Source organism: Pseudomonas sp. GW821-FHT07B01 (genome assembly GCF_059419065.1).
This window is the reverse complement of the sequence record NZ_JBWKRA010000016.1, coordinates 79,578-104,717: the sequence shown is the minus strand read 5'-3', so window position 1 is coordinate 104,717 and position 25,140 is coordinate 79,578. Positions and strand designations below refer to the sequence as shown.

The 25,140-nt window shown below is 60.9% G+C and carries 22 protein-coding genes; 10 read left to right on the top strand and 12 right to left on the bottom strand.

Annotated elements, in window-relative coordinates:
* Nucleotides 1–18: 18 nt before the first annotated feature.
* The 3 genes from AC07S6_RS18480 to mfd are packed head-to-tail and all read right to left on the bottom strand — an operon-like array spanning nt 19 to nt 6,745.
* A complete protein-coding gene (locus AC07S6_RS18480; RefSeq protein ID WP_034135100.1) occupies nt 19–2,709 on the bottom strand; it encodes a DEAD/DEAH box helicase in 2,691 nt (896 codons plus the stop codon).
* Nucleotides 2,710–2,718: 9 nt separating this feature from the next.
* Nucleotides 2,719–3,285 (bottom strand): CsiV family protein, encoded by a 567-nt coding sequence (locus AC07S6_RS18475; protein WP_495112753.1) that lies wholly within the window; start codon nt 3,283–3,285, stop codon nt 2,719–2,721.
* Nucleotides 3,286–3,295: 10 nt separating this feature from the next.
* A complete protein-coding gene (mfd, locus tag AC07S6_RS18470) occupies nt 3,296–6,745 on the bottom strand; it encodes a transcription-repair coupling factor (protein ID WP_032892840.1) in 3,450 nt (1,149 codons plus the stop codon).
* Nucleotides 6,746–7,085: 340 nt separating this feature from the next.
* On the opposite strand from mfd, the gene AC07S6_RS18465 reads away from it, so the two are divergent.
* Nucleotides 7,086–8,549, top strand: coding sequence for a glyceraldehyde-3-phosphate dehydrogenase (locus AC07S6_RS18465; RefSeq protein ID WP_032873405.1), 1,464 nt, complete (start codon nt 7,086–7,088; stop codon nt 8,547–8,549).
* A 171-nt stretch (nt 8,550–8,720) separates the two neighbouring features.
* Here the strand turns inward: AC07S6_RS18465 and AC07S6_RS18460 are convergent, their stop codons facing one another.
* Complete coding sequence (locus AC07S6_RS18460; RefSeq protein ID WP_495112752.1) at nt 8,721–9,254, bottom strand: chalcone isomerase family protein; 534 nt, start codon at nt 9,252–9,254, stop codon at nt 8,721–8,723.
* Between the two features lie 214 nt (nt 9,255–9,468).
* Here AC07S6_RS18460 and sthA point away from each other — a divergent pair, with 214 nt between their 5' ends.
* Nucleotides 9,469–10,863 (top strand): Si-specific NAD(P)(+) transhydrogenase, encoded by a 1,395-nt coding sequence (sthA, locus tag AC07S6_RS18455; protein WP_495112751.1) that lies wholly within the window; start codon nt 9,469–9,471, stop codon nt 10,861–10,863.
* A gap of 42 nt (nt 10,864–10,905) precedes the next feature.
* Here sthA and AC07S6_RS18450 read toward each other — a convergent pair whose 3' ends face one another.
* Nucleotides 10,906–11,628 carry a glycerophosphodiester phosphodiesterase gene (locus tag AC07S6_RS18450; protein ID WP_198714783.1) on the bottom strand — a complete coding sequence of 241 codons (723 nt, stop codon included), beginning with the start codon at nt 11,626–11,628 and terminating at the stop codon, nt 10,906–10,908.
* A 44-nt stretch (nt 11,629–11,672) separates the two neighbouring features.
* Nucleotides 11,673–12,251, bottom strand: coding sequence for a PilZ domain-containing protein (locus AC07S6_RS18445; RefSeq protein ID WP_197881586.1), 579 nt, complete (start codon nt 12,249–12,251; stop codon nt 11,673–11,675).
* Nucleotides 12,252–12,345: 94 nt separating this feature from the next.
* On the opposite strand from AC07S6_RS18445, the gene AC07S6_RS18440 reads away from it, so the two are divergent.
* The 3 genes from AC07S6_RS18440 to AC07S6_RS18430 are packed head-to-tail and all read left to right on the top strand — an operon-like array spanning nt 12,346 to nt 15,592.
* Nucleotides 12,346–13,596 (top strand): lipoprotein-releasing ABC transporter permease subunit, encoded by a 1,251-nt coding sequence (locus AC07S6_RS18440; RefSeq protein ID WP_003189676.1) that lies wholly within the window; start codon nt 12,346–12,348, stop codon nt 13,594–13,596.
* A 7-nt stretch (nt 13,597–13,603) separates the two neighbouring features.
* Nucleotides 13,604–14,287: a lipoprotein-releasing ABC transporter ATP-binding protein LolD gene (gene lolD, locus AC07S6_RS18435; RefSeq protein WP_019818240.1), complete on the top strand. Its 684-nt coding sequence runs from the start codon at nt 13,604–13,606 to the stop codon at nt 14,285–14,287.
* Nucleotides 14,288–14,347: 60 nt separating this feature from the next.
* Complete coding sequence (locus AC07S6_RS18430; protein WP_014717521.1) at nt 14,348–15,592, top strand: lipoprotein-releasing ABC transporter permease subunit; 1,245 nt, start codon at nt 14,348–14,350, stop codon at nt 15,590–15,592.
* A gap of 108 nt (nt 15,593–15,700) precedes the next feature.
* Here the strand turns inward: AC07S6_RS18430 and AC07S6_RS18425 are convergent, their stop codons facing one another.
* Complete coding sequence (locus AC07S6_RS18425; RefSeq protein WP_495112750.1) at nt 15,701–17,050, bottom strand: heavy metal sensor histidine kinase; 1,350 nt, start codon at nt 17,048–17,050, stop codon at nt 15,701–15,703.
* Nucleotides 17,047–17,727, bottom strand: coding sequence for a heavy metal response regulator transcription factor (locus AC07S6_RS18420; RefSeq protein ID WP_019818238.1), 681 nt, complete (start codon nt 17,725–17,727; stop codon nt 17,047–17,049). Before AC07S6_RS18420 ends, AC07S6_RS18425 begins: the two co-directional genes overlap by 4 nt.
* 156 nt (nt 17,728–17,883) lie before the next feature.
* Here AC07S6_RS18420 and copI point away from each other — a divergent pair, with 156 nt between their 5' ends.
* On the top strand, nt 17,884–18,405 hold the full coding sequence (copI, locus tag AC07S6_RS18415) for a copper-resistant cuproprotein CopI (RefSeq protein WP_003189683.1): 522 nt from the start codon (nt 17,884–17,886) through the stop codon (nt 18,403–18,405).
* 66 nt (nt 18,406–18,471) lie between these two features.
* Nucleotides 18,472–19,302, top strand: a complete 831-nt coding sequence (gene queF, locus AC07S6_RS18410) for an NADPH-dependent 7-cyano-7-deazaguanine reductase QueF (RefSeq protein ID WP_020302903.1) — start codon at nt 18,472–18,474, stop codon at nt 19,300–19,302.
* A 135-nt stretch (nt 19,303–19,437) separates the two neighbouring features.
* Here queF and AC07S6_RS18405 read toward each other — a convergent pair whose 3' ends face one another.
* Both AC07S6_RS18405 and pcrP read right to left on the bottom strand, forming a co-directional pair.
* Nucleotides 19,438–19,704, bottom strand: coding sequence for a DUF4404 family protein (locus tag AC07S6_RS18405; protein WP_014717525.1), 267 nt, complete (start codon nt 19,702–19,704; stop codon nt 19,438–19,440).
* A 111-nt stretch (nt 19,705–19,815) separates the two neighbouring features.
* The gene (gene pcrP / locus AC07S6_RS18400; RefSeq protein ID WP_003189687.1) at nt 19,816–20,424 is read right to left on the bottom strand and encodes an HAD superfamily inactivated hydrolase PcrP; all 609 of its coding nucleotides are present in this window, start codon (nt 20,422–20,424) and stop codon (nt 19,816–19,818) included.
* Nucleotides 20,425–20,619: 195 nt separating this feature from the next.
* Here pcrP and AC07S6_RS18395 point away from each other — a divergent pair, with 195 nt between their 5' ends.
* Nucleotides 20,620–21,309, top strand: a complete 690-nt coding sequence (locus AC07S6_RS18395) for an MlaA family lipoprotein (RefSeq protein ID WP_003189688.1) — start codon at nt 20,620–20,622, stop codon at nt 21,307–21,309.
* A 135-nt stretch (nt 21,310–21,444) separates the two neighbouring features.
* Here AC07S6_RS18395 and AC07S6_RS18390 read toward each other — a convergent pair whose 3' ends face one another.
* Nucleotides 21,445–21,741, bottom strand: a complete 297-nt coding sequence (locus tag AC07S6_RS18390; protein ID WP_106111564.1) for a PilZ domain-containing protein — start codon at nt 21,739–21,741, stop codon at nt 21,445–21,447.
* A gap of 276 nt (nt 21,742–22,017) precedes the next feature.
* Between AC07S6_RS18390 and rssB the strand changes: the two genes are divergently transcribed.
* Complete coding sequence (rssB, locus tag AC07S6_RS18385; protein ID WP_014717527.1) at nt 22,018–23,199, top strand: two-component system response regulator RssB; 1,182 nt, start codon at nt 22,018–22,020, stop codon at nt 23,197–23,199.
* Entirely contained in the window at nt 23,199–23,681 is a 483-nt protein-coding gene (gene rssC / locus AC07S6_RS18380; protein WP_003172602.1) for an anti-sigma factor antagonist RssC, read from the top strand. Before rssB ends, rssC begins: the two co-directional genes overlap by 1 nt.
* Nucleotides 23,682–23,877: 196 nt before the next feature.
* Here rssC and tal read toward each other — a convergent pair whose 3' ends face one another.
* On the bottom strand, nt 23,878–24,804 hold the full coding sequence (tal, locus tag AC07S6_RS18375; RefSeq protein ID WP_019818234.1) for a transaldolase: 927 nt from the start codon (nt 24,802–24,804) through the stop codon (nt 23,878–23,880).
* Nucleotides 24,805–25,140: the final 336 nt, after the last annotated feature.

Below are 25,140 nucleotides of genomic sequence, written 5' to 3'. Positions count from 1 at the left end.
GCGAAGGCGGCCTAACAGTCAGCGCTTCTCTTGCTTGTTGGGCAACGGCGCAAACAACGCTTCAATCTCGTCATTGCCCAACTGCCAATCCCCCGTGGTTCGCCCATCCAGCACGCCCGCAGCCAGATCGGACTTCTCCTTCTGCAAATGCTGGATTTTCTCCTCCACCGTGCCCCGGGCAATCATCTTGTACACGAATACCGGCTTTTCCTGCCCGATGCGGTATGCACGGTCGGTGGCCTGGTTTTCCGTGGCCGGGTTCCACCAGGGGTCATAGTGGATAACCGTGTCGGCTTCGGTCAGGTTCAAGCCCACGCCGCCAGCCTTCAGACTGATTAAAAAGATCTGCAACTTACCGCTCTGGAAATCCTTCACCGGTGTACGTCGATCCCGGGTCTGGCCGGTCAGCAGGGCGTAGGCAATGCCCCGCTTTTTCAGTTCGGCCTCGATCAGGCTCAGCATCGAGGTGAACTGCGAGAACAGCAGGATCCGGCGGCCTTCGGCAAACAGCTCGTCGAGCATGTCCATCAGGCTGTCGAGCTTGCCCGAGCTGCTGCCACGGGCGGGCAGGGTGGCGTCGTTTACAAGGCGCAGGTCGCAGCATACCTGGCGCAGTTTGAGCAGGGCTTCAAGAATGATGATCTGGCTGCGAGCCACGCCCTTGCGGGTGATCTCGTCGCGGACCTTTTTATCCATGGCCAGGCGCATGGTTTCGTACACGTCGCGCTGGGCCTCGTTGAGGTCGACCCAGTGGATGATTTCGGTCTTGGGTGGCAGTTCGGTTGCCACTTGTTCCTTGGTGCGGCGTAGCAGGAAGGGTTTGATCCGACCGTTGAGGTGCTGCAATCGCACCTCGCTGGCACGTTTTTCAATCGGCACGCGGTAATCACGGTTGAAGCTCTTCACGTCGCCCAGCCAGCCCGGCAGCAGGAAGTGGAACAGCGACCACAGTTCGCCCAAGTGGTTTTCCAAAGGCGTGCCGCTCAGGCACAGGCGCTGGCGGGCATTCAGCTCGCGTGCGGCCTGGGCCGCCTTGCTGGACGGGTTCTTGATGTACTGCGCTTCATCCAGGATCAAGACGTGCAAGGGCAGGGCGGCGAGCTGTTCAATGTCCTTGGGCAGCAGGGCGTAGGTGGTCAGCAACAGGTCGTAGTCATTCAGGTTGGCGAAATGTTTCTTACGTCCTGCGCCATAAAGTGCCTGCACTCTCAACTGCGGGGTGAAGTGCGCCGCCTCATCGAGCCAATTTGGAATCAGGCTGGTAGGCATTACGACCATGCACGGCCGATCAAGGCGCCCTGCGTTTTTTTCGGTAAGGATGTGCGCCAGGGTCTGCAAGGTTTTGCCCAGGCCCATGTCATCCGCGAGTATCCCACCCACCTCCAGTTGGCGCAGCGACTGCATCCAGCTCAGACCTTCCAACTGGTAGGGGCGCAAGGTCGCATTCAGGCCTTCGGGCGCCACGCAGGTGAAATCCTTGATGTCGCGCAGACGCTGGGCGAAGTTGCGGATCTTCTCGCCGCCTTCCCATTGCAGTGGCAGGTCTTCCAGCGGGTTGAGGCGTATGGCGTCGGCCTTGGCCAGGCGCAGCGCGGTGGTGCCGGCTTCCTGCAGGTAAAACTCGCCGAGGGTCGCCAGTACCGGCTTCAAGCGGCCGTAGGGCAGCGCCACTTGCAGCGGGCCGTGGCCGTTGGGCAGGCCGGGGATGTTCACCAGGATCAGCTCTTCATCGCGGCGCCGCGCGAGTTTCTCCGGGTTGAGGATCTCGGTGTGGGAGCGCATCAGGTTCAGCAGGATCGGCAGCAGGCTCAAGCGTTCGCCGTTGACGATAATGCCCAGCTCCAGGTCGAACCAATCGCGTTCCGGCCCTTCATCGACCGTGGCATACCAGTCATCGACGGGGCTGAGATCAAAGCCGAAGTCTTCATCGATCTGCAGCTCCCAGCCCTCGGCACGCAAAGTGGGCGACACATTGAGGGTGAAGTTCAGCCAGGCACTGTCATTGACCATTTCGAACAGCTCGCCGGCGCTTTCCGGCAGGGCCTTGCTCTGGCGCGTGGCGATCTTGAAGCCAAGCAGGCGCAGGTGTTCGCGATAGGCCTGTTCTTGCTCGGGATGGCGCTTGATCCGCAGGCTCTGCGTCTCCTGGCGCACAATAATGTCGGCATTTTTTTGCCCGCTGACATAGTTGCCCAGGTAGTTGAACGACAACGCTGCACGGTGCTGGATATAGCGCTGCATCTTGCCGTTGCGCGGTTCGAACGCGCTGAACTCCACGCTGGCCAGCCACAGGCGTGGCACCGGCTGCACGTCGTCCATCACCACTTGCGGCAGGACCACGCGGTTATCGAGCACCGCCTGGAGCTTCTCCAGCAGCTGCGCATCCTGAGCCGCTGCCGGGTAGGCCAGGGTTTCCTGGACCTTGAGCAGCACCGCCGCGATGTGTTTACAGTTGGTGTGCACCGGGCAGGTGCAGCGGCTGTCCACCAGGATCAGCAGGCCCTTGGCCGATTCGCGCAGTGAGATGGTCTGGCGGTAAACATTACCGCCCGAGCCTTCGCAACTGGCGGTGATGGTGCTGTCGCCGCACTCGACGATGCGCACGCGGTTCTCCAGGGCGTAGCGTCGCCCGCGCTCGAGGCTTTGCTCTTTGAAGCGATTGGCCCACGAAGGGGCCAGGGGTTTGGTCAACGACGACGTCAGGGGCATGGCGCGCAATCAGTCCTGAAGGTCGGACGGTGGTGCGCTGGGTGGCTTGGCGGTCAGCGAGGTGATCTTGATCAGCAGCGCCAGGTGGCCGCCGTCCAGGTAGTTGAGCTGGTTGTTCTTGGTGCGCACGTCTTTCTGGCTCAAGTGTTCGCTGGCGATCACGCTGCCGTTGCCGTCGAACTGGTTGATCCAGAAATCCGCGTCGATATCGGTAAAGCGCCCCAGTTGCAGGCTCAACACCCCTTCGATAGGGAACTGGCCGAACTGCTCCTGACCGTCGGTGATCGCCACTTTCACCGCTTGCTCGCCTAGGTTCTGTTCCCAGGCCTTGTGGGCGAGCACCGTGTAGTTGGTGTCGGCGCGCAGCTTGTCGACGATATTGCCCAGGCGCGGCGGGCTCATCCGCTCACCCAGGCGCGGCGCTCCGGCATCCCAGTTTTCCGGCGCGGCGCGGCTGCTGATCACCGGCTCTGCATTCTGGCGCACCAGGATCATTTCCACCTGATACAGGCTGTCGGCAAAGGCCGAAGGTGCGAGTACCACCAACAACAGGCTCAAAATGCGGAACACGCGCATGGGGGCGTCCTTAAACGGATTTCGGAATGAGGCGTTCAAACAGCGCCTCCAAAGTGTTGAAGCGTTCTTCGGCGCGTTCCATCGGCACCATGAACTTGAACAGCGTAGCCCCTTCGAACTTGTAGCGGTTGGGCTGGCCCTGGATCAGCTTGATCAGCACCAACGGGTCGACCGGCGTCTGCGCTTCGAATTCGATACGCCCGCCTTGGGGCCCGGCGTCGACTTTCTTGATGCCCAACTGCTCGGCCTGCAACTTGAGCAGGGTCAGGCGCACCAGGTTCTTGGTCGGTTCCGGCAGCAGGCCGAAACGGTCGATCATCTCTACCTGCAAGTCCTTGAGGCCTTCTTCGTCGGCCGCCGAGGCAATGCGCTTGTACAGGATCAACCGTGCATGCACATCCGGCAGGTAGTCTTCGGGAATCAACGCCGGCAAGCGCAGGTTGATCTCCGGGCCGCCGCCCAAGGGTTGGTCGAGGTTCGGTTGTTCGCCTTTGCGGATGGCTTTTACCGCGCGTTCGAGCATCTCCATATACAACGTGAAACCCACCGCCTGGATCTGCCCGCTCTGGCCGTCGCCGAGCAATTCACCGGCACCCCGGATTTCCAGGTCATTGGTGGCCAATACAAAGCCGGCCCCGAGGTCTTGGGTATTGGCGATCGCTTCCAGGCGTTTTTCCGCATCGGAAGTGATCTGCTGGCGCGGCGGTGTGAGCAGGTAGGCATAGGCCTGGTGGTGACTGCGCCCGACGCGACCGCGCAGTTGGTGCAGCTGCGCCAGGCCGAACTTGTCGGCACGCTCGATGATGATGGTGTTGGCGCTCGGCACGTCGATGCCGGTCTCGATGATGGTCGAGGCGATCAGCACGTTGAAGCGCTTGTGGTAGAAGTCGCTCATCACCTGTTCGAGTTCGCGCTCGCGCATCTGCCCGTGGCCGATGGCGATACGGGCCTCAGGTACCAGTTCGGCGAGGTCGGCGGCGCATTTCTCGATGGTTTTCACATCGTTGTGCAGGTAATACACCTGGCCGCCGCGCAGCAGTTCGCGCAGCAGGGCTTCCTTGACCGTGCTCTTGTTCTGCTCCATCACGAAGGTGCGCACCGACAGGCGACGCGCCGGTGGCGTGGCGATGATCGACAGGTCGCGCATGCCCGACACCGCCATGTTCAGCGTGCGCGGAATTGGCGTGGCGGTGAGGGTGAGGATGTCGACTTCACTGCGCAGGGCCTTGAGCTGTTCTTTCTGGCGCACGCCAAAGCGGTGTTCTTCGTCGATGATCACCAGGCCCAGGTTCTTGATCTTCACATCGTCCGACAGCAGCTTGTGAGTACCGATGACGATGTCGATCTTGCCCTCGGCCAAGTCGGCAACGGCGGCGTTCACTTCCTTGGCGGACTTGAAGCGGCTCATCACCTCTACGGTCACGGGCCAGTCGGCAAAGCGGTCGCGGAAGCTGTTGTAGTGCTGCTGGGCGAGCAGGGTGGTTGGCACCAGGATCGCCACCTGGCGACCGCCGTGTACCGCAATAAAGGCTGCACGCATGGCCACTTCGGTCTTGCCGAAGCCCACGTCGCCGCACACCAGGCGATCCATCGGCTTGGGCGCGAGCATGTCGGCGCGCACCGCTTCGATGGTGGTTTGCTGGTCCGGGGTTTCCTCGAAGGCGAAGCCCGCACTGAAGGTGGCGTAATCGGCTTTGGGGTCAGCGAAGGCATAACCTTCGCGGGCAGCACGGCGGGCATAGATGTCGAGCAGTTCGGCGGCCACGTCGCGCACCTGTTCGGCGGCCTTGCGCTTGGCTTTCTGCCAGGTCTCGGAGCCCAGGCGATGCAACGGCGCCAAGGCGTCGTCGCTGCCGGTATAGCGGGCGATCAGGTGCAGGTTGGCCACCGGCACGTAGAGCTTGGCGCCCTCGGCGTATTCCATGGTGAGGAATTCGGCGGCCTGGTTGTCGATCTCCAGGGTCTGCAAGCCCAGGTAGCGGCCCACGCCATGGTCGATATGCACCACCGGCGCGCCTTCGCGCAGCTCGGTGAGGTTCTTGATCACCGCGTCGTTGTTGGCATCGGCGCGTTTTTCCCGGCGCCTGCGCTGCATCACGCGCTGGCCGAACAGCGGGCTTTCGGCGATCAAGGCCAGCGCCGGGTCATCCAACCGCAGCCCTTCGTCCAGCGGCGCGATGGTGATCGCCAGGCGCTCTTTGCTGGCGACAAAGTCAGGCCAGCTGTCGACGGTTTTTGGTCGCAGCTTCAGGCGTTCCAACAGCTCCAGCAGCACTTCGCGACGCCCGGCGGATTCGGCGGTAAACAGCACGCGGCCCGGGAAGTCGCCGAGGAAGTTCGACAGCGCCTCCAGCGGTTGCGTGGCTTTGGCCTGGATCGCCAAATCGGGCAACGCGCTCGCTGGGAAACGCTCGCGGCCACTGCCGGCGTCCACGTCCTGCTGGCTGGCTACTACACGCGGCCAGTTTTTCAGGCGCGCGAAGCAGTCTTCAACTGGCAGGAACAGTTCAGCGGGCGGCAATAAAGGCCGGGATGGATCGACGCGACGTTCTTCGTAGCGGTTGCGCACATCGTTCCAGAAGTTTTCCGCCGCCTGTTCGATACCCGGCAGCGAGAACACCTGGGTGTCCTGGGGCAGGTAGTCGAAGAGGGTGGAGGTCTCGTCGAAGAACAACGGCAGGTAGTACTCGATACCGGCAGGTGTAATCCCGCTGCTCAAGTCCTGGAAGATCGGGCAGCGACGGAAATCCACATCGAAGCGCTCACGAAAGCGCGCCTTGAAGCGTGTTACCGCGTCTTTTTGCAGCGGAAACTCCCGCGCCGGCAGCAGCTTGATCGAGTCGACCTTGTCGATAGAACGCTGGTTCTCCGGATCGAAGGTGCGCAGCGTCTCGATTTCGTCATCGAACAGGTCGATGCGGTACGGCAACTTGCTGCCCATCGGGAACAGGTCGATCAAGGCGCCGCGCACCGCAAACTCACCGTGCTCGTACACCGTGTCGACGCAGCGGTAGCCGCTGGCTTCCAGGCGCGTGCGCATCTGCTCGACGTCGAGCTTCTGGCCCACGTCCAGCACCAGGCTGCTACCGAGCAGGAACTTGGTCGGCGCCAGGCGGTGCAGGGCGGTGGTGATCGGCACCACCAGCACGCCGTGGGCCAGTTCCGGCAAGCGGTACAGGCTGGCGATGCGCTGGGAGATGATGTCCTGGTGCGGCGAGAACAGATCGTAAGGCAGGGTTTCCCAGTCGGGAAAATGCAGCACCGGCAAATCCGGAGCGAAGAAGCTCAGCTCCTGCTCCAACCGTTCGGCACTTTGGCTGTCGGCGGTGAGCAGCAGGGTAAAGCGCTTGGCTGCGCTGGCAGCCTCGGCAATGGCCAGGCTCAGGGCGGCACCGGGCAGGTTGCCCCAGTGCTGTTTACCTGCCGCGGCAGGGAGTAGCGGTAGACGCAGAACGGGCACGGAAGGTTGAGCTCCAAGCGTTGCGACAAAGTCGGTAATTGTAACGGCCCCAGGTGCCGCCTGTCAGTTGCTGACTGTGCCTATTACGGTTTGTAGGAAATGTAGTGGCTAAGACAAACAATGGCGGGTTTTGACTCAATATGTAGTGCCAAAATGCGCGAATGTTTAGGAGGGTTACGGACAAGTCGGCCTGCTCACCAAACTAGTGGCCTTCTGGAACCCGCGTGTTTCCTGGGCTGTAGCGCGGTGGTATTTTTTTGCAAGGGCTTTTTGTTGCCCTTCGCGCATTGCTCAACGCTCAGTCGGGCGACATAATGTAGCCCCTTTTTTCTGCCCCTACATGTGGAAGGTTCCCGTGACTCAGAAGCCCGACCAGTGTCTTGGTGAATGGATCGACCGTGAAGCACTCGCTGAAGCGATGATTCCGCTTATCGGTCAGCTGTACCGCAATAACAATGTGGTGAGCTCGATCTATGGCCGCAGCCTGATCAACCAGTCTGTCATCGCGATTCTCAAAGCTCACCGCTTTGCGCGCCATCGCTCCGCCGACGACAGCGAACTCTCCGTCCACGAAACATTCCCGCTGCTCAAAGCCATGAGCGAGCTCAAGCTCGGCGCGGCTTCGGTAGACCTGGGCAAGTTGGCCTACAAATTCCGCAAAGAAGGCGCTGGCCGCACCGCCGAGCAGTTCGTGCGTGAAGAAATGGCCGATGTGGTTGGCCAGCAAAACGCTGCCGCCCGTAAAGGCACCGACGTGGTGCTGTACGGCTTTGGCCGTATCGGCCGCCTGCTGGCGCGCATCCTGATCGAGAAAACCGGTGGCGGCGACGGCCTGCGCCTGCGTGCCATCGTGGTGCGCAAAGGCGCCGAGAACGACCTGACCAAGCGCGCCAGCCTGCTGCGTCGCGACTCCGTACACGGCTCGTTCAATGGCACCATCACCATTGACGAAGAAAACAACACCATCACCGCCAACGGTAACCTGATCCAGGTGATCTACGCGAAGAACCCGACCGAGGTGGATTACACCCAGTACGGCATCCAGAACGCCCTGCTGGTGGACAACACCGGCGTATGGCGTGATGCCGAGGGCCTGGGCCAGCACCTGGCTTGCCCGGGTGTTGACCGCGTTGTGCTGACCGCGCCTGGCAAAGGCAAGCTCAAGAACATCGTGCACGGCATCAACCACGCTGAAATCACCGCTGACGACAAGATCGTGTCCGCCGCGTCCTGCACCACCAACGCCATCGTGCCGGTGCTCAAGGCGGTGAATGACAAGTTCGGCATCGTTAACGGCCACGTTGAAACCGTTCACTCGTACACCAACGACCAGAACCTGATCGACAACTTCCACAAGGGCGATCGCCGTGGCCGTAGCGCCGCGTTGAACATGGTGATCACCGAGACCGGTGCTGCCACCGCTGCTGCCAAGGCCCTGCCTGAACTGGCCGGCAAGCTGACCGGTAACGCGATCCGTGTACCGACGCCGAACGTGTCGATGGCCATTCTCAACCTCAACCTTGAGAAAGCCGCCACCCGTGAAGAGATGAACGAGTACCTGCGCTACATGGCGCTGCACTCCGACCTGCATAAGCAGATCGACTTCGTCAATTCTCAGGAAGTGGTCTCCACCGACTTCGTTGGCTCGCGCCACGCCGGTGTGGTGGACGCCGAAGCGACCATCACCCAGGACAACCGTGTTGTGCTGTACGTGTGGTATGACAACGAGTTCGGCTACAGCTGCCAGGTGGTTCGCGTGATGGAAGACATGGCTGGGGTCAACCCGCCTGCGTTTCCGCGCTAAGCCTGTGCGCTGAATGAAAAAGCCCCGACTGGTTCGGGGCTTTTTTATGCCTGTGGGTTTTGTGGTGTCTGGGAGGGCCTTATCGCAGGCAAGCCAGCTCCCACAGTTGAAATGCATTTACCTGTGGGAGCGGGCTTGCCCGCGATGACGATGGAAAGGTCAAGACCTCCATCACTTGAGTAGCGTGTTGCGCAAACTGTCCGACAGCCCTTTGGACGCCAGCCAGATACCCAGGTAGGCCTTCGCTAACTCAGCATCTGGGCTGCTGAACACCACCTGCCCATTAATTTCCAGATTCAACCCGCGCCCCGGACGAAAATCCAGGGCATAGCGATCACCGCTGCGAATATCCCGAAAGCGCGCGTGCAGCTTGGCTATCTCTGGGTTCAACCCGGCATTGGCTTGCTGGCGCTCCAAGGTGACGGTGGCCGCCTTGATCACATCATCGCGGTCAATGTCGCGAAAGTAATACAGCGCCAGGCGCACAGCCTTCTGCTGGTCCCAGGCCTGCTTTGCCGGCAGGTCAGCGGGTGCATACAGCGCGGCGGCATACACATCCGCCCAGAGATAGTTGAACACCGCCTGGTTTTTCAGGGCCAGCCCCGCGACCTGTGCGGGGAAGCTTGCTTGCTTGAGCCGCTGTGCGTCGTTGGCGTGCGCCGTGAGCGACACCATCAGCATCAAACAGAAAAATAGTTGTCGCATAATGGCTCATCCTGAATTCGGCGCTGATGTGCGTCCTGTAGTATGGCAACACTGGCCTACGACGCGACCAAGGGTTAATGTTCGCGGCGCTCGGCCTTCTATAGACTGTGCCCCGGTTCACACACTTGAGCCAAATTGTCCTTCATGCTCGCTGGCCGCGGCATGATTTAGCCCGGCGTCCAATCGTACGCCTGGCCTGTTCTGAGGAGTACGCATGGCTGTCTACAACTACGACGTGGTGGTACTGGGTTCCGGCCCAGCTGGAGAAGGTGCGGCGATGAACGCTGCCAAAGCAGGGCGCAAGGTGGCGATGGTCGATAGCCGTCGCCAGGTCGGCGGTAACTGCACCCACCTGGGTACCATCCCGTCCAAGGCATTGCGTCACTCGGTACGGCAGATCATGCAGTTCAATACCAACCCGATGTTCCGGGCCATTGGTGAGCCGCGCTGGTTCTCCTTCCCGGACGTACTGAAAAGCGCTGAAAAAGTCATCTCCAAGCAAGTCGCCTCGCGTACCGGCTACTACGCCCGTAACCGCGTCGACCTGTTCTTCGGCACCGGCAGTTTTGCCGATGAGCAAACCGTCGAAGTGGTCTGCGCCAACGGCGTGGTCGAGAAGCTGGTGGCCAAGCACATCATCATCGCCACCGGTTCGCGCCCGTATCGCCCGGCGGATATCGATTTCCACCACCCGCGTATCTACGATAGCGATACCATCCTGAGCCTGGGCCATACCCCGCGCAAACTGATCATCTACGGCGCCGGCGTGATCGGCTGTGAATACGCCTCGATCTTCAGTGGCCTGGGTGTACTGGTCGAACTGGTGGACAACCGTGACCAGTTGCTCAGCTTCCTCGACTCGGAAATCTCCCAGGCGTTGAGCTACCACTTCAGCAACAACAACATCACCGTGCGCCATAACGAAGAGTACGAGCGGGTCGAGGGCCTGGACAACGGGGTGATCCTGCACCTCAAGTCCGGCAAGAAGATCAAGGCCGACGCCTTGCTGTGGTGCAACGGCCGTACCGGTAACACCGACAAGCTGGGCATGGAAAACATCGAGGTCAAGGTCAACAGCCGTGGCCAGATCGAAGTGGATGAGAACTACCGCACCTGCGTGCCGAACATCTACGGCGCCGGTGACGTGATCGGCTGGCCAAGCCTGGCCAGTGCCGCCCATGACCAGGGCCGCTCGGCCGCTGGCAGCATTGTCGACAATGGCAGCTGGCGCTACGTGAACGACGTGCCGACCGGGATCTACACGATTCCCGAGATCAGCTCGATCGGCAAGAACGAGCACGAACTGACCAAGGCCAAGGTGCCTTACGAAGTGGGCAAGGCGTTCTTCAAGAGCATGGCGCGTGCGCAGATTGCCGGTGAGCCGCAAGGCATGCTGAAAATCCTGTTCCACCGCGAAACCCTGGAAGTACTCGGCGTGCATTGCTTCGGCTACCAGGCCTCGGAGATCGTGCACATCGGCCAGGCGATCATGAACCAGCCAGGTGAGCAAAATACCCTCAAGTATTTCGTCAACACCACCTTCAACTACCCGACCATGGCCGAAGCCTATCGGGTAGCGGCCTACGACGGCCTCAACCGGCTTTTTTGAGCGGCTCCGGCCGGTGGCCTGAGCCGGCCGGGGAGACCGATTTCAGTAATTCTCGAGGGTGGCAGTGGCCAAACCGGGAAAGTCTGTAATCAGGCTATCTACGCCGAAGTCGGCGAGCCTGCGCATCAGCGCAGGTTCGTTGACTGTCCACACGGACACATGCAAGCCCTGGCGCTGGGCTTTTTCCAGCCGCTCGGGGGTGCACAGCGTCCAGTTCAATGCCAAATACTCACAGCCGTAGTTCTGCGCGACCTTCAGCGGGTCGAGCCAGGCATATTCGGCGACCAGCCCGCGTGACAGGTCCGGGGTGAGTTCCACGGCGGCCTTGAGCACTTCCCGCGAGCTTGACGTGACCGTGACCTTGTCCATCAAGCCAAAGCGCACAGCCATTTCGCGAATCGCCAGCACAGTGGTGGCGGCACGGGTGCGCGAGGCGCTTTTGACTTCCAGTTGCCAGTGATCGAAGTCGCACTGTTCGAACAACTCCTCCAGGCGTGGAATCGGGCAGGGGCTTACCCAGCCTGGGCCGCCTTTGCGCGCGTCCATCTTCACTAGGTCGGCCGCCGAGTACTCGACCACCTTGCCGCGCCGGTCGGCGGTGCGCTTGAGGGTCGGGTCGTGGATGACCATCAGCTCGCCGTCCATGGACAGGTGCAGGTCCAGTTCGCACCGACGTACGCCGTGCTTGAGACATTCCTGAAAACTGGTCAGGGTATTTTCCGGTGCTTCGCCTTTGGCACCGCGGTGGCCGTAAATCAGGGTCACAGTTGCTCCTTTGCGCCAGGATGGCTGGCGTCGTGAATACGCATTCAGAGGTCTTCGCTTTGTTCTCGCGCCAGGCGGCGTTCCTGGGCCTGTTTCTGCAGGATATAGCGCGCCAGTAGTTGGCGCTGAGCATCGGTCATGGACTCGAACTCCGTGCCCACATCAAAGCCGTCGCCCTTGGGGTCGCAATGGGTCACCCGCGCGCGCAGCAACAGGCCAAGCGCCTGGGGCATCAGCACCAGCTTGACCGCCAGGTGAGTGTCGGCGGCCAGCGGTGTCGGGTGCTGGAAGTCGACACCGCCCTCGGAGAGGATCACCGGTTGCGGCGCACCCACCTCGTTCAGCAAGCCGCGAGCCATGACCTGGCTGAGCAGATCCAGGCGTTTGTTCTGCACTTTGAGGAAGGCCGCCAGGCTGCGGTCTTTCTCGCTGATCTGGCGCAGCAGGTGCTGGGCTTCGAATTCGCTCAAGTGCAGCTCGCTGAGCAGATTGAACAGCGGTGAATCATCCAGCAACACTTCCTTGCTCGCCGCGTCGGGGCCCGACAGGGGTTTGATTTGAAGTGCGATCATGTCGTCGATACGGTAGTATTCGCGGCGCTCTTCTTCATCTAATGTCGACATGGCGAACCCCAGGTAACGGTAATGGTCTGAGTGTAAAGCTGCTGACCAGACCCCGCCACCGGGACGTCTTCTTTTCCTCCGAACAAGCCCCGACATGTTCAGACCTCTCTTCGTATTTATCGGCACGCGTTATACCCGTGCAAAGCGTCGCAATCATTTTGTGTCGTTCATTTCCTTGACCTCGATGATCGGTCTCGCCCTGGGCGTGGTCGTGATGATCGTGGTGCTGTCGGTGATGAACGGCTTCGATCATGAGATGCGCACCCGCGTGCTGGGCATGGTGCCCCACGCGACCATCGAGGGCGATGCGCCCATCAACGACTGGCAAAGCCTGGCCGCCAAGGTCCAGCAGAACCCCAAGGTGGTGGCGGTCGCGCCGTTTACCCAGATGCAGGGGTTGCTGACCAACGACGGCAAAGTGCAGAAGATCCTGCTCAACGGCATCGACCCGGCCCAGGAACACAACGTCTCGATCATCGACAAGTTCATGCTGCAAGGTAAGCTCGACGCGCTGGCGCCCGGCAGCTTTGGCATCGTCATCGGTGACAAGGCCGCGGCCAAGCTGGGCGTGGGGGTTGGCGACAAGCTGACCTTCGTCGCCCCGGAAGTCACCGTGACCCCGGCCGGCATGTTCCCGCGCATGAAGCGCTTTACCGTGGTGGGCACCTTCCACGTCGGCGCTGGCGAGATCGACGGTTACATCGGCCTGACCAACCTCACCGACCTAGCCCGCCTGCATCGCTGGCAGCCCGACCAGGTGCAGGGCCTGCGCCTGAAATTCAACGACCTGTTCGATGCGCCGCGCGGTGCCTGGGAAATTGCCCAGCACCTGGGTGAGACCGAGTACTACGCCCGCGACTGGACCCGCACCCACGGCAACCTGTATCAGGCCATCCGCATGGAAAAAGCCATGATCGGCCTGTTGTTGTTGCTGATCGTCGCCGTGGCGGCCTTCAACATCATCTCCACGCTGGTGATGGTGGTGAACGACAAGAAGGGCGACATCGCCATCCTGCGTACGTTGGGCGCCACGCCGGGGCAGATCATGGCGATCTTCATGGTGCAGGGCACCGTGATCGGCGTGGTTGGCACCTTGATCGGCACGGCGGTGGGCATTTTGGCCGCGCTGAACGTCAGCGCCGCCATCGCCCTGCTTGAAAAGGTGATCGGCCACAAGTTTCTCAACGCCGACGTCTACTTCATCGATTACTTGCCGTCCCAGGTGCAAACCCAGGACGTGCTGATGGTGGGCGGCGCTGCGTTGGTCCTGAGCTTCCTTGCCACCCTGTATCCAGCCTGGCGCGCGGCACGTACCCAGCCAGCACAGGCATTACGTTATGAGTGAATCGGGCATGAGTGAAAAAGCAATCCTGAGCTGCCGCAACCTGGGCAAATCCTACGAGGAAGGCCCGGAGTCGGTGGTGGTGCTGTCCAACCTGCAGCTTGAACTGCACCCTGGCGAGCGTGTGGCGATCGTCGGCAGTTCCGGTTCCGGCAAGAGTACCTTGCTCAACCTGCTGGGCGGCCTCGATACGCCGTCCCAGGGCAGCGTATGGCTGGCCGGTGAAGAACTGTCGGCGTTGAATGAAAAGGCCCGCGGCCAACTGCGCAATCGCTCGTTGGGCTTTGTGTACCAGTTCCACCACTTGCTGCCGGAATTCACCGCCCTGGAAAACGTGTGCATGCCGCTGTTGATCGGCAAGACCGCGATTCCTGAAGCGCGTCAGCGTGCCACGGCCTTGCTCGAGCGCGTCGGCCTGGGTCATCGCCTGGAGCACAAACCGGCGGAGTTGTCCGGTGGTGAGCGCCAGCGCGTGGCGATTGCCCGTGCCCTGGTGAACAACCCGGGCCTGGTGATGCTCGACGAGCCGACCGGCAACCTCGACTCCCACACCGCCCAGGGCATCAAGGACTTGATGCTGGAGTTGAGCACCCAGATGCGCACCGCGTTCCTGGTGGTGACCCATGACATGAGCATGGCCCGGCAGATGGACCGCGTACTGCATTTGCAGGAAGGTCATCTGGTCGCTATCTGACCTGTTGCAAGCCCGGTTTTTTGAGGCCGGGCTTTTTCATTTTTCCAACGGTGCCCGCGAATGTTCAGACCGTTATCGATTTTTATCGGCACGCGCTATACCCGCGCCAAGCGCCGCAACCGTTTTGTCTCGTTTATCTCGATGACCTCGATGATCGGCCTCGCCCTGGGCGTACTGGCGATGATCGTGGTGCTTTCGGTAATGAACGGCTTTCAGCGTGAAATGAGCTCGCGCATCCTCGGCATGGTGCCCCACGCCACCATCGTCGGCGTAAAGCCGATTGATGATTGGCAGCCGGTGGCCGCGGCCGCGATGAAGAATCCGCAAGTCACCGCCGCTGTGCCCTTCACCCAGATGGATGGCATGTTTTCCTATAAGGGCGCGATGCAGCCGATCGAGATCAGTGGCGTCGACCCGGCCCAGGAAGGCAAGGTGTCGATCGTGGCCCAGCACATCGTGCGCGGCAAACTCGACGACCTCAAACCTGGCGAGTTCGGTGTGGTGGTCGGTGATATCACTGCGCGGCGTTTTCGCCTGAACGTGGGCGACAAGCTGACCCTGATCGTGCCGGAGCTCAGCAGCGCCCCGGGCGGTATCACCCCGCGCATGCAGCGCCTGAATGTGGTGGGCATCTTCAAGGTCGGCGCCGAACTGGATGGCTCCATGGCCCTGATCCACATGGCCGACGCCGCTGAAATCCAGCATTGGCAGCCCAACCAGGTGCAAAGCGTGCGCCTGGCGGTGAAGGACCTGTATGCAGCGCCCAAAGTCTCGGCAGATATCGCCGCCAGCCTGGGCGCGGCTTACAAGCCGGATGACTGGACCCACACCCAGGGCAGCCTGTTCAGCGCGATGAAAATGGAAAAGACCATGATCGGCCTGCTGCTGCTGATGATCGTCGCCGTGGCCGCGTTCAACATCATCGCCACCTTGATCATGGTGGTGAACGACAAGGGCGCGGACATCGCCATCCTGCGTACCATCGGCGCCACACCTCGGCAGATTATGGCGATCTTCATGGTGCAGGGTACCGTGATTGGTGTGGTCGGCACCTTGATCGGCGGCGTGCTGGGGGTGATTGCGGCGCTGAACGTGAGTGAGCTGGTGGGCTGGCTGGAGCGGGTGAGCGGGCAGCATATCTTCAGCTCGGATGTGTACTTTGTCAGCAACCTGCCTTCGGAGCTGCAAGGTGGGGATGTGTTGCTGATTTGCTCGGCGGGGTTTGTGTTGAGCTTCTTGGCGACGATTTACCCAGCGTATCGGGCGGCGAAGATTGAGCCGGCGCACGCCCTCAGGTATTCGTAACCCGCTCGTTCCCACGCTCTGCGTGGGAACGCCTCACCGGACGCTCCGCGTCCGCTGTTAGGACGCAGAGCGTCCCGGAATGCATTCTCACGCGGAGCGTGGGAACGATCAGCAGTCGCCCTTGGGCAACTCAATCACAAACCTTGTCCAGCCCGCCTGCGACTCACAATAAATCCTCCCGCCATGCGCCCGTACAATCGACTGGGTAATCGCCAACCCCAGCCCCGCATGTTCACTGCTGCCTGCGCGCCTCGACGGGTCGGCTCGGTAGAACCGGTCAAACAGCCTCGGCAGTAACGACGCAGGAATGCCTTCCCCGCTGTTCTCAACCGTCAGTGTCACGCCACTCTCGATCCGCACCCGCACTTCACCGCCCGGTGGGGTAAACCGCAGCGCGTTATCCAGCAGATTCGACAAGGCCCGACGCAACATACCGCGATCGCCCATCGTCTGGGCGGTGCCTTCGCGCACCAGCGTCACCTGTGCGTCCTCCGCCAGCAGGGTAAAGAACTCCAACAGTGCGTCGACCTCATCGCCCAAATCCAGAGCTTCTCGGCTGGGCATCAGCAAGCCGTGGTCAGCTTTGGCCAGGTACAGCATGTCGTTGACCAGTTGCGCCATCCATTGCAGCTCTTCCAGGTTGCTGTGCAGCGCCTCGCGGTAATCCTCCAGCGGGCGTGGCTGGGTGAGGATGACTTGGGTCTGGGTCAGCAAGTTAGACAGCGGTGTGCGCAGTTCGTGGGCAATATCTGCGCTGAAGGCGGACAGGCGCTGGAACGCATCATCGAGGCGGGCCAGCATGGCGTTGACGGCCTGGGCCAGTTCCGCGAGCTCCACCGGCATTTGTTCTTGGGGTAAGCGTTGCGTGAGGGAGTGGGCGGAGACACTGGCGGCCACTTCGCCCATGCGCCGCAGCGGTCGCAAGCCACTGCGCGCAGCCCAGGCGCCGAGCAGGGCAGTGGCCAGGGCCGAGAGGCCGACGGTCAGCCAGATCAAGCGTTGCATGCGTTGCAGAAAGTGCTGGTGGTGGGTGATGTCGAGGATCAGGGTCAGTTGTGGCGAATCCAGTTGGCTGGGCGTCAAGGGCGCGATGAATACGCGATAGTCGGTGCCTGCGTATTGCAGGCTGTGCAGGCCGGGTGCTTGGGGCAAGGGAAGGTGTGGCGCGCCGTCCAGCCAACGTTGCCCAGCTCCGGTGATGCGCAAGGCGAGGTCGGGCTGGTGATCGAGTTCGGCGCGCAGTTGAGGGGTTCGCCGGGCGAGGTCTTCCGGTGAGGCGACACCCTGCAAGGTGCTGCGCAGGGCCACCAGTTTGCTTTCGAGCTGTTGCTGGTCCAGCTCCATGAAATGCGCCTCGCTGGCCCGGTTGAACAACACCCCGGCGATCAACGAGACCACCGCCGTGCAGGCGGCAAACAGCAGCGCCAGGCGGCTGGTCAGGGACAGGCGCTTGATCACGTGAACCGTTCCTCCAACACGTAACCCATGCCGCGCACGGTGTGGATCAGCTTATTGGGGAAATTGTCGTCGACTTTCAGGCGCAGGCGGCGAATGGCGACTTCGATGATGTTGGTGTCGCTGTCGAAATTCATGTCCCACACCTGGGAGGCGATCAGCGTCTTGGGCAGCACTTCGCCCTGGCGGCGTAGCAGCAGCTCCAGCAAGGCGAACTCCTTGGCGGTGAGGTCGATGCGCTGGCCGCTGCGCTCGACACGGCGGCGGATCAAGTCCAGGCTCAGGTCGGCCAGTTGCAGCGTGGTCTCCTGCGGCATGCTGCTGCCACGGCGCAACAAGGTGCGCACCCGCGCCAGCAGTTCGGAAAACGCGAAGGGTTTGACCAGGTAATCGTCGGCGCCCAGCTCCAGGCCATGTACTCGGTCTTCTACGGCATCGCGAGCGGTGAGGAACAGCACCGGGATGTCCAGGCCGGCACTGCGCACCGCCTGCAGGATTTGCCAGCCATCGCGGCCGGGCAGCATCACATCGAGGATCAACAAGTCATAGTCGCCCGTTAGCGCCAAGTGCTGGCCACTGGTGCCGTCGGCCACCAGTTCGGTGGTAAAGCCCGCTTCGGCCAGGCCCTGACGCAGGTAATGACCGGTTTTGGGTTGGTCTTCGACGATCAGCAGTTTCATGTAGGGCTCTTGGTCAAGGTGGACGCCGGCCTTTATACCCTGGGCTCCGGGGTATGGGCGCAAGCTGACAAAGTTGTAATCTAGCAGTCAGCTGGCTGGCAGCGAGGCCATCTTAAAGTGTTGCCCAAGCTGGATACCTATTTTGGAGAGTGAAAGATGGCGTTGCGTACACCCCAGTTATTGGCGGGCTGCCTGTTGGCGTTGAGTTTCAATGCACTGGCGGATGCGACTCACACCTACGCGTTCGGCCAGCCGGCCCCGGCGGATAAAGCCACGCGCACCGTTGAAGTCACGCTGCGGGACATTGCCTTTGAGCCCAAGTCCCTGGACGTCAAGGCCGGTGAAACCGTGCGCTTCGTGCTGGTCAACAAAGGCCAGTTGCTGCATGAGTTCAACCTGGGTGACGCGGCCATGCATGCCGCCCACCAGAAAGAGATGTTGCAGATGCAAGCCAGTGGCATGCTCACCGCCACCGGCATGGGCAAGATGGATCACAGCGCCATGGGCCACGGCGACATGGGCGGCATGAAGCACGACGATCCCAACAGTGTGTTGGTGGAGCCGGGCAAGACGGCCGAACTGACCTGGACGTTCAAGCAGGCCACAGGCCTTGAGTTCGCCTGCAACCTGCCTGGGCATTACCAGGCGGGCATGGTCGGCAAACTGACCGTTGAGTGAGGCGTTTGTTAAGGGCGGGAGCAAAGGCTGGTAGACTGGCGCGGTTTATTTAGCCAGGTTTCCGCCATGCATCCCGCAGCCGAACATTCGCCGCTGGGCAAGTCCAGTGAATACATCAGCACTTACACGCCTTCGTTGTTGTTCCCGATTCCACGCGCCGCCAAGTGGGCCGAGCTGGGCCTGAGCGCCGAGACCCTGCCGTACAAGGGCGTGGATTTCTGGAACTGCTTCGAACTGTCCTGGCTGTTGCCCTCGGGCAAGCCGGTGGTAGCCATCGGTGAATTCAGCATTCCGGCCGACTCGCCAAACATCATCGAGTCCAAGTCGTTCAAGCTGTACCTCAACTCGCTGAACCAGACCGCGTTTGCCGATACGTCCAGCCTTGAAGCCACCCTGCGCACCGACCTCAGCGCTGCGGCCGGCAAGCCCGTGAACGTGCGCATTCGCAGCCTGGCCGACATCGAGGCCGAAGGCGTGATGGCGTTGCCGGGCGTGTGCATTGACGGCCTGGATATCAACGTCAGCAGCTACGAACACCCGCGCCCGGAACTGCTGCGTTGCGATGATTCGCGCGTGGTGGAGGAGAGCGTGCACAGCCACCTGCTCAAATCCAACTGCCCGGTGACCAGCCAGCCTGACTGGGGCAGTGTGGTGGTGGAATACCGTGGTGCGGCGCTGGATCACGCCAGCCTGCTGGAATATATCGTCAGCTTTCGCCAGCACTCGGACTTTCATGAGCAGTGTGTGGAGCGGATCTTTCTGGACTTGCAGCGCTTGCTCAAGCCGGAGAAGTTGACGGTGTATGCACGCTATGTGCGCCGGGGTGGGTTGGATATCAACCCGTATCGCAGCACTGAGAACACCCAGTTCCTGAACGTGCGGCTGGCGCGTCAGTAAGCCTTCATACAAAAAACTGTGGGAGCTGGCTTGCCTGCGATTGCGATCTTTCAGTCATTCATCAAGTGACTGATACACCGCTATCGCAGGCAAGCCAGCTCCCACATTTGGTTTTGTGTTTGGCTTGGGCTCGTGTTAGATGCCGATATTGCCAAGGGTCAGCACGATATTGCGCAACGTCCCGGCAATGCCTGGATGGTCCAGTTCAAAACCTTCCACTGCCCGGTTCACATCGTCAGCGATGCTGGGCGTCTGGGTGGCCGGTTCCATTTCCAACTGGACTTCGAATTTGGCGATCAACTCTTCCAATGCTTGACGTTTCTCGGCGGGCAACTCGGGATGGTTCTCCAGTTGCTCACGCACAATATCGGCCTGCTGTTGTAACTTCTCGCGATCAGGCATGACGTTCTTTCCTTTTATCGATAGGCACTGGCATAGACCGCGGCACGCCGTGAAAGGTCTACGGGCTGACCTGTAGATTAATCCACTGCGGCCAACTGTGCATGATCTCGATCAGGGCTTCTCGCCCTTGAGCTGGCGCAGGCGGATGTCGGCCAGGCAGGTGCCGAGTTCGCCGAGGTGGTCGATCACCGAATGCACACCCAGGCCATAGAGCGCCACCGTGGCCTTGCCGCGCTTGTGTTCGCGTTGCTGCTCGGTCAGCGCCTGCCATTGCTGGGGCGACAGGCCGCAGAGCGAACCGCAGGAGGCCAGGCCGATGGTCCACAAACCGGCATTCAGGCCCGATTGCAGCAGACGCGGCTCGCCGCTGACCAGTACGCAGCCTTCCAGGCGTTCGATGTTCAACTCCATCAGGGCTTGCCAGCAAGCGTGGGGCGCGGGCCAGCGAATGGAGGAGGGCGAGGCCGCCTTGAGCCAGCCAGGCAGGCCGGCGCAGAGTGGCGTGGTCACGGCGGGAGGCAGTTCGTCCAGCCAGGCGCAGGGCACGCCTTGTTCTTTGAGACTGCGCAGGATTTTCAACGCGCCTGGCGTGGCCTCGGCGTCGGCGCAAGGTGAGTCGGTGCGCGCCAGGGAACCAAAATCCACCAGGCAGCCACTCAGGCCAAATAACACGGCGGTCAATGAGGGGGCGGCGGCGACGGCAATCTCGGCGTGTGGCATCTGAACGTCCCTGAAATAGCTGCCACGCTATCGGGGTGGCATGACAAGGGGATGACACTGTCGATATTTGTAGGAATTTTGTGCATTTTCCCTAAGACGATTCTAGGTAGCTGCCTAAGTCGGCACTTCCGTCATATACTGACAGCCTTATTCAGGGCATAGCGCCCATGACAGACCATTCAAGGAGCAAAAGCTATGCGCTGGAGCCAGTACTTCGCTCAGCTATCGGTGTGTGCCACCATCCTGTTGGCGCCTTTCGCTGCCCAAGCGGCCTCGGAAGATGACCCGTGGGAAAGCGTCAACCGCCCCATCTTCACCTTCAACGACACCGTTGACACCTATGCCCTCAAGCCAATCGCCCAGGGCTATCAGTTCGTCACCCCACAATTTGTGCAGGACGGCGTTCACAACTTCTTCCGCAACATCGGTGATGTCGGCAACCTGGCCAACAACGTGCTGCAACTCAAGCCGCACAATGCAGGCGTCGACACCGCCCGCTTGTTGGTCAACACCACATTTGGCGTTCTGGGCTTTATTGACGTCGGCACCAAAATGGGGCTGCAGCGCAGCGATGAAGACTTCGGCCAGACCCTGGGCTACTGGGGCGTGGGCAGCGGCCCGTACGTGATGATCCCGTTGCTGGGCCCAAGCACCTTGCGTGATGCGCCGTCCAAATACGTCGACAGCTACACCCAACCGTACCGCTACATGAACGACATCGGCTGGCGTAACAGCACCTTCGGCCTCAACGTGGTCGACGTGCGCGCCAGCCTGCTCGACAGCGAAAAGCTGATCAGCGGCGACAAGTACACCTTCATTCGTAACGCTTACCTGCAGAACCGCGAGTTCAAGGTCAAGGACGGCAAGGTCGTTGACGACTTTTAAGCTGTGACGTTTTGAAATGAAAAAGGCGACCTTTAGGGTCGCCTTTTTTGTGCGCGCTGATCGTTCCCCACGTTCCGCGTGGGAACGCATCCCGTGACGCTCCGCGTCACCCTTGCGCAGGGGCTGGATGCTGCGTTAGCGCATTTTCAGAATCTTGAGGCCCAGATGCTGGTCATCGCCTACCGCCTTGGTCCACACCACCTCTGTATCGGCCTCAAGGCCTTTGAGGGCAGCGTGTTCTGAATCAATGCGCACGGTCAGCAGGTCACCCACCGTGAACTGGCGAGGTGCCTGCACCTGCATGCCGGAACTGGAGAGGTCCACGCAGGTACCGGCAATCTCCTGCCCGGCATGGATCAAAGACACATCGGCATCTATTCGCATGCGGATGAAATCGCGTTTTTCGGCGTAGTCGCGCTCGTGTTCGCTCACAGCATCCATCCTTACTTTGCGTTGTGGTTGTGAGGGTTCTTATAACTCCCGGTGATTTGCGGTGTAAAGACGCCCGGCGACCATCGGCATGAGCTTGAAACCCCTCACGGATGGGAGTACCGTCTGCGCCTTAGAAGGGCACCTCTGCTTTACCGTTGTGCATGGGCCAAATCCCAATGCTTTGTAGGACAGAGAGGCTAGAAAGCGAATCCAGTACGTGAGCCCGGCCATTGCCGAGCCGCCTACGCCAACCTAATTCTGGCGCCGTTTGCCCACATGCAAAAAACCAGTGCCACGCTGCTGATAATCGATGACGACGAAGTAGTGCGCGCGAGCCTCGCGGCCTACTTGGAAGACAGTGGCTTCAGCGTCCTGCAGGCCAGTAATGGCCAACAGGGTCTCCAGGTATTCGAGCGCGACAAGCCCGACCTTGTGATCTGCGACCTGCGCATGCCCCAGATGGGCGGGCTGGAGCTGATTCGCCAGGTGACCGACCTTGCCCCGCAAACGCCGGTGATTGTCGTGTCCGGTGCCGGGGTCATGAACGACGCCGTCGAAGCCCTGCGCCTGGGCGCTGCCGATTACCTGATCAAGCCCCTGGAAGACCTGGCTGTGCTGGAGCACTCGGTGCGCCGCGCCCTGGACCGTGCACGCCTGCTTTTGGAAAACCAGCGCTACCGCGAAAAGCTCGAGACCGCCAACCGCGAGCTCGAAGCCAGCCTGAACCTGCTGCAGGAAGACCAGAACGCCGGTCGCCAGGTGCAGATGAACATGCTGCCGGTGAGCCCCTGGACGATTGACGAATTCAAGTTTGCCCACCAGATCATCCCGTCGTTGTACCTGTCGGGTGATTTCGTCGACTATTTCCGCGTCGATGAGCGCCGCGTGGCGTTCTACCTGGCCGACGTTTCGGGCCACGGCGCGTCTTCGGCTTTTGTCACCGTGTTGTTGAAGTTCATGACCACACGGCTGTTGTTCGAGTCCAAGCGCAATGGCACCTTGCCGGAGTTCACCCCCTCCGAGGTGCTGGGCCACATCAACCGGGGCCTGATCAGCTGCAAGCTGGGCAAGCACGTGACGATGGTCGGCGGCGTGATCGACGAAGAAACCGGTCTTTTGACCTACAGCATTGGCGGTCACCTGCCGATGCCTGTTTTGTACACTCCTGACAGTGTGCGCTACCTGGAAGGGCGTGGCCTGCCCGTAGGCTTGTTTAACGAAGCCACCTACGAAGACCACATCCTGGAACTGCCGCCGACCTTCAGCCTGACGCTGATGTCCGACGGCATCCTGGACCTTTTGCCAGAGCCTACACTCAAAGAGAAAGAAGCCGCCTTGCCCCAAAAGGTCAAGTCGGCGGGCGGCAGCCTGGATGGCCTGCGGCAGGTTTTTGGATTGGCCACGCTAGGGGAGATGCCGGATGATATCGCCCTATTGGTGTTGAGCAGGAATCTTTGATGAGTACCGGAAGAATCCAATTCGCCGAGCAAGACGGGACCTTCGTCCTGAAGTTTGTCGGTGAAGTGCGCCTGACCTTGTGTTCGGCCCTGGATGCGACGATCGAGCGGATCTTCACCGCGCTGAACTTCTCGGCGATCGTGATCGACCTGACCGAAACGCGCAGCATCGATAGCACCACCCTGGGCCTGTTGGCCAAGTTGTCCATTCTGTCGCGGCAGAAGGTCGGCCTGTTGCCGACCGTGGTCACCACCCACGAAGACATCACCCGTCTGTTGCAGTCCATGGGTTTTGACCAGGTATTCAACATCGTTGATCGCCCAATCCCCTGCCCGGAATGCCTCACCGACCTGCCGTCCCAGGACCAGTCCGAGGAAGTGGTGCGGGTCAAGGTGCTGGAAGCGCACAAAATCCTGATGGGCTTGAATGAGTCCAACCGCGAAGCCTTCCACGACCTCGTCAACGCCCTCGAGCGGCACTGACGGCCTCCCTGCTCAAACACACACAGTCCAATGTGGGAGCTGGCTTGCCTGCGATTGCGCACTGTCAGTCGATGAAGTGTTGGCTGGCCCACCGCTATCGCAGGCAAGCCAGCTCCCACACTGTACGGCGGTGACACCGACGCACAAAAAAGGGCGACACCCTCACAGGTGCCGCCCTTTTTGCCGCTATCTGCCTTTACAGCTTGGCCGACAACAACGCCTCCAGCTTCTCTTGGTCCCGAGCAAACTGACGAATCCCCTCCGCCAGCTTCTCAGTCGCCATCGCGTCCTCGTTGGATTCCCAACGGAACTGCGCTTCAGTCATATGCACACGGGCCTCACCGGCATGGCCTGGCGCCAACTTGCGCTCCAGCTTGCCTTCATCGGCTGCCAGCTTCTCCAACAGGTCCGGGCTGATGGTCAGGCGATCACACCCGGCCAGCTCTTCGATCTGGCTGAGGTTACGGAAGCTCGCACCCATCACCACGGTCTTGTAGCCGTTAGCCTTGTAGTAGTTGTAGATGCGCGTCACCGACTGCACGCCCGGGTCATCGGAGCCGGTATAGTCGTTGCCGTTGGCCTTCTTGTACCAGTCGTAGATACGGCCCACGAACGGCGAAATCAAAAACACACCCGCTTCGGCACAAGCCACGGCCTGGGCAAACGAGAACAGCAGCGTCAGGTTGGTCTGGATGCCTTCTTTTTCCAGCTTCTCGGCGGCACGGATGCCTTCCCAGGTGGAGGCGATCTTGATCAGCACGCGGTCACGGCCAACCCCAGCCTTGTCGTACAGGTCGATCAGACGGTGCGCACGCTTGAGAATCGCGGCCTCGTCGAACGACAGACGCGCATCCACCTCAGTGGAAATACGGCCCGGCACGACTTTGAGAATCTCTTGACCCACCGCCACCGCAAAGCGGTCACTGGCCAGGCCCACATCGCCGTTGCAATCCTGCACACACTCATCCAGCAGCTTGGCATAGCCAGGAATCGACGCAGCCTTGAGCAGCAGGGAAGGGTTGGTGGTCGCGTCTTGCGGCTTGAGCTTGGCGAGGGTGGAAAAATCGCCGGTATCGGCTACGACGGTGGTGAATTGCTTGAGTTGTTCCAGCTTGGAAGTCATGGGCGTGCTCTGTCCTGTGGGTCTAGTGACATTACCCGAGCGCTGGCAGGCGCTCAAGGGCGCAAATGCGTTAGGTCGTTTGCGAGGGCAATAACCTGGAAACGGCCGTTTGAATCATCGGCAGTGGTGCTAACTAGGAGGCCAGAATCGCCGACAGGTTCCCCCCAACTGCTCGATGTCCTCCGATCAAACTGTGGGAGCTGGCTTGCCTGCGATGACGCCAGCCCAGCCACTGAGATTCACCTAGCCCCCATCGGTCAAACTGTGGGAGCTGGCTTGCCTGCGATGACGCCAGCCCAGCCACTGAGATTCACCTAGCCCCCATCGGTCAAACTG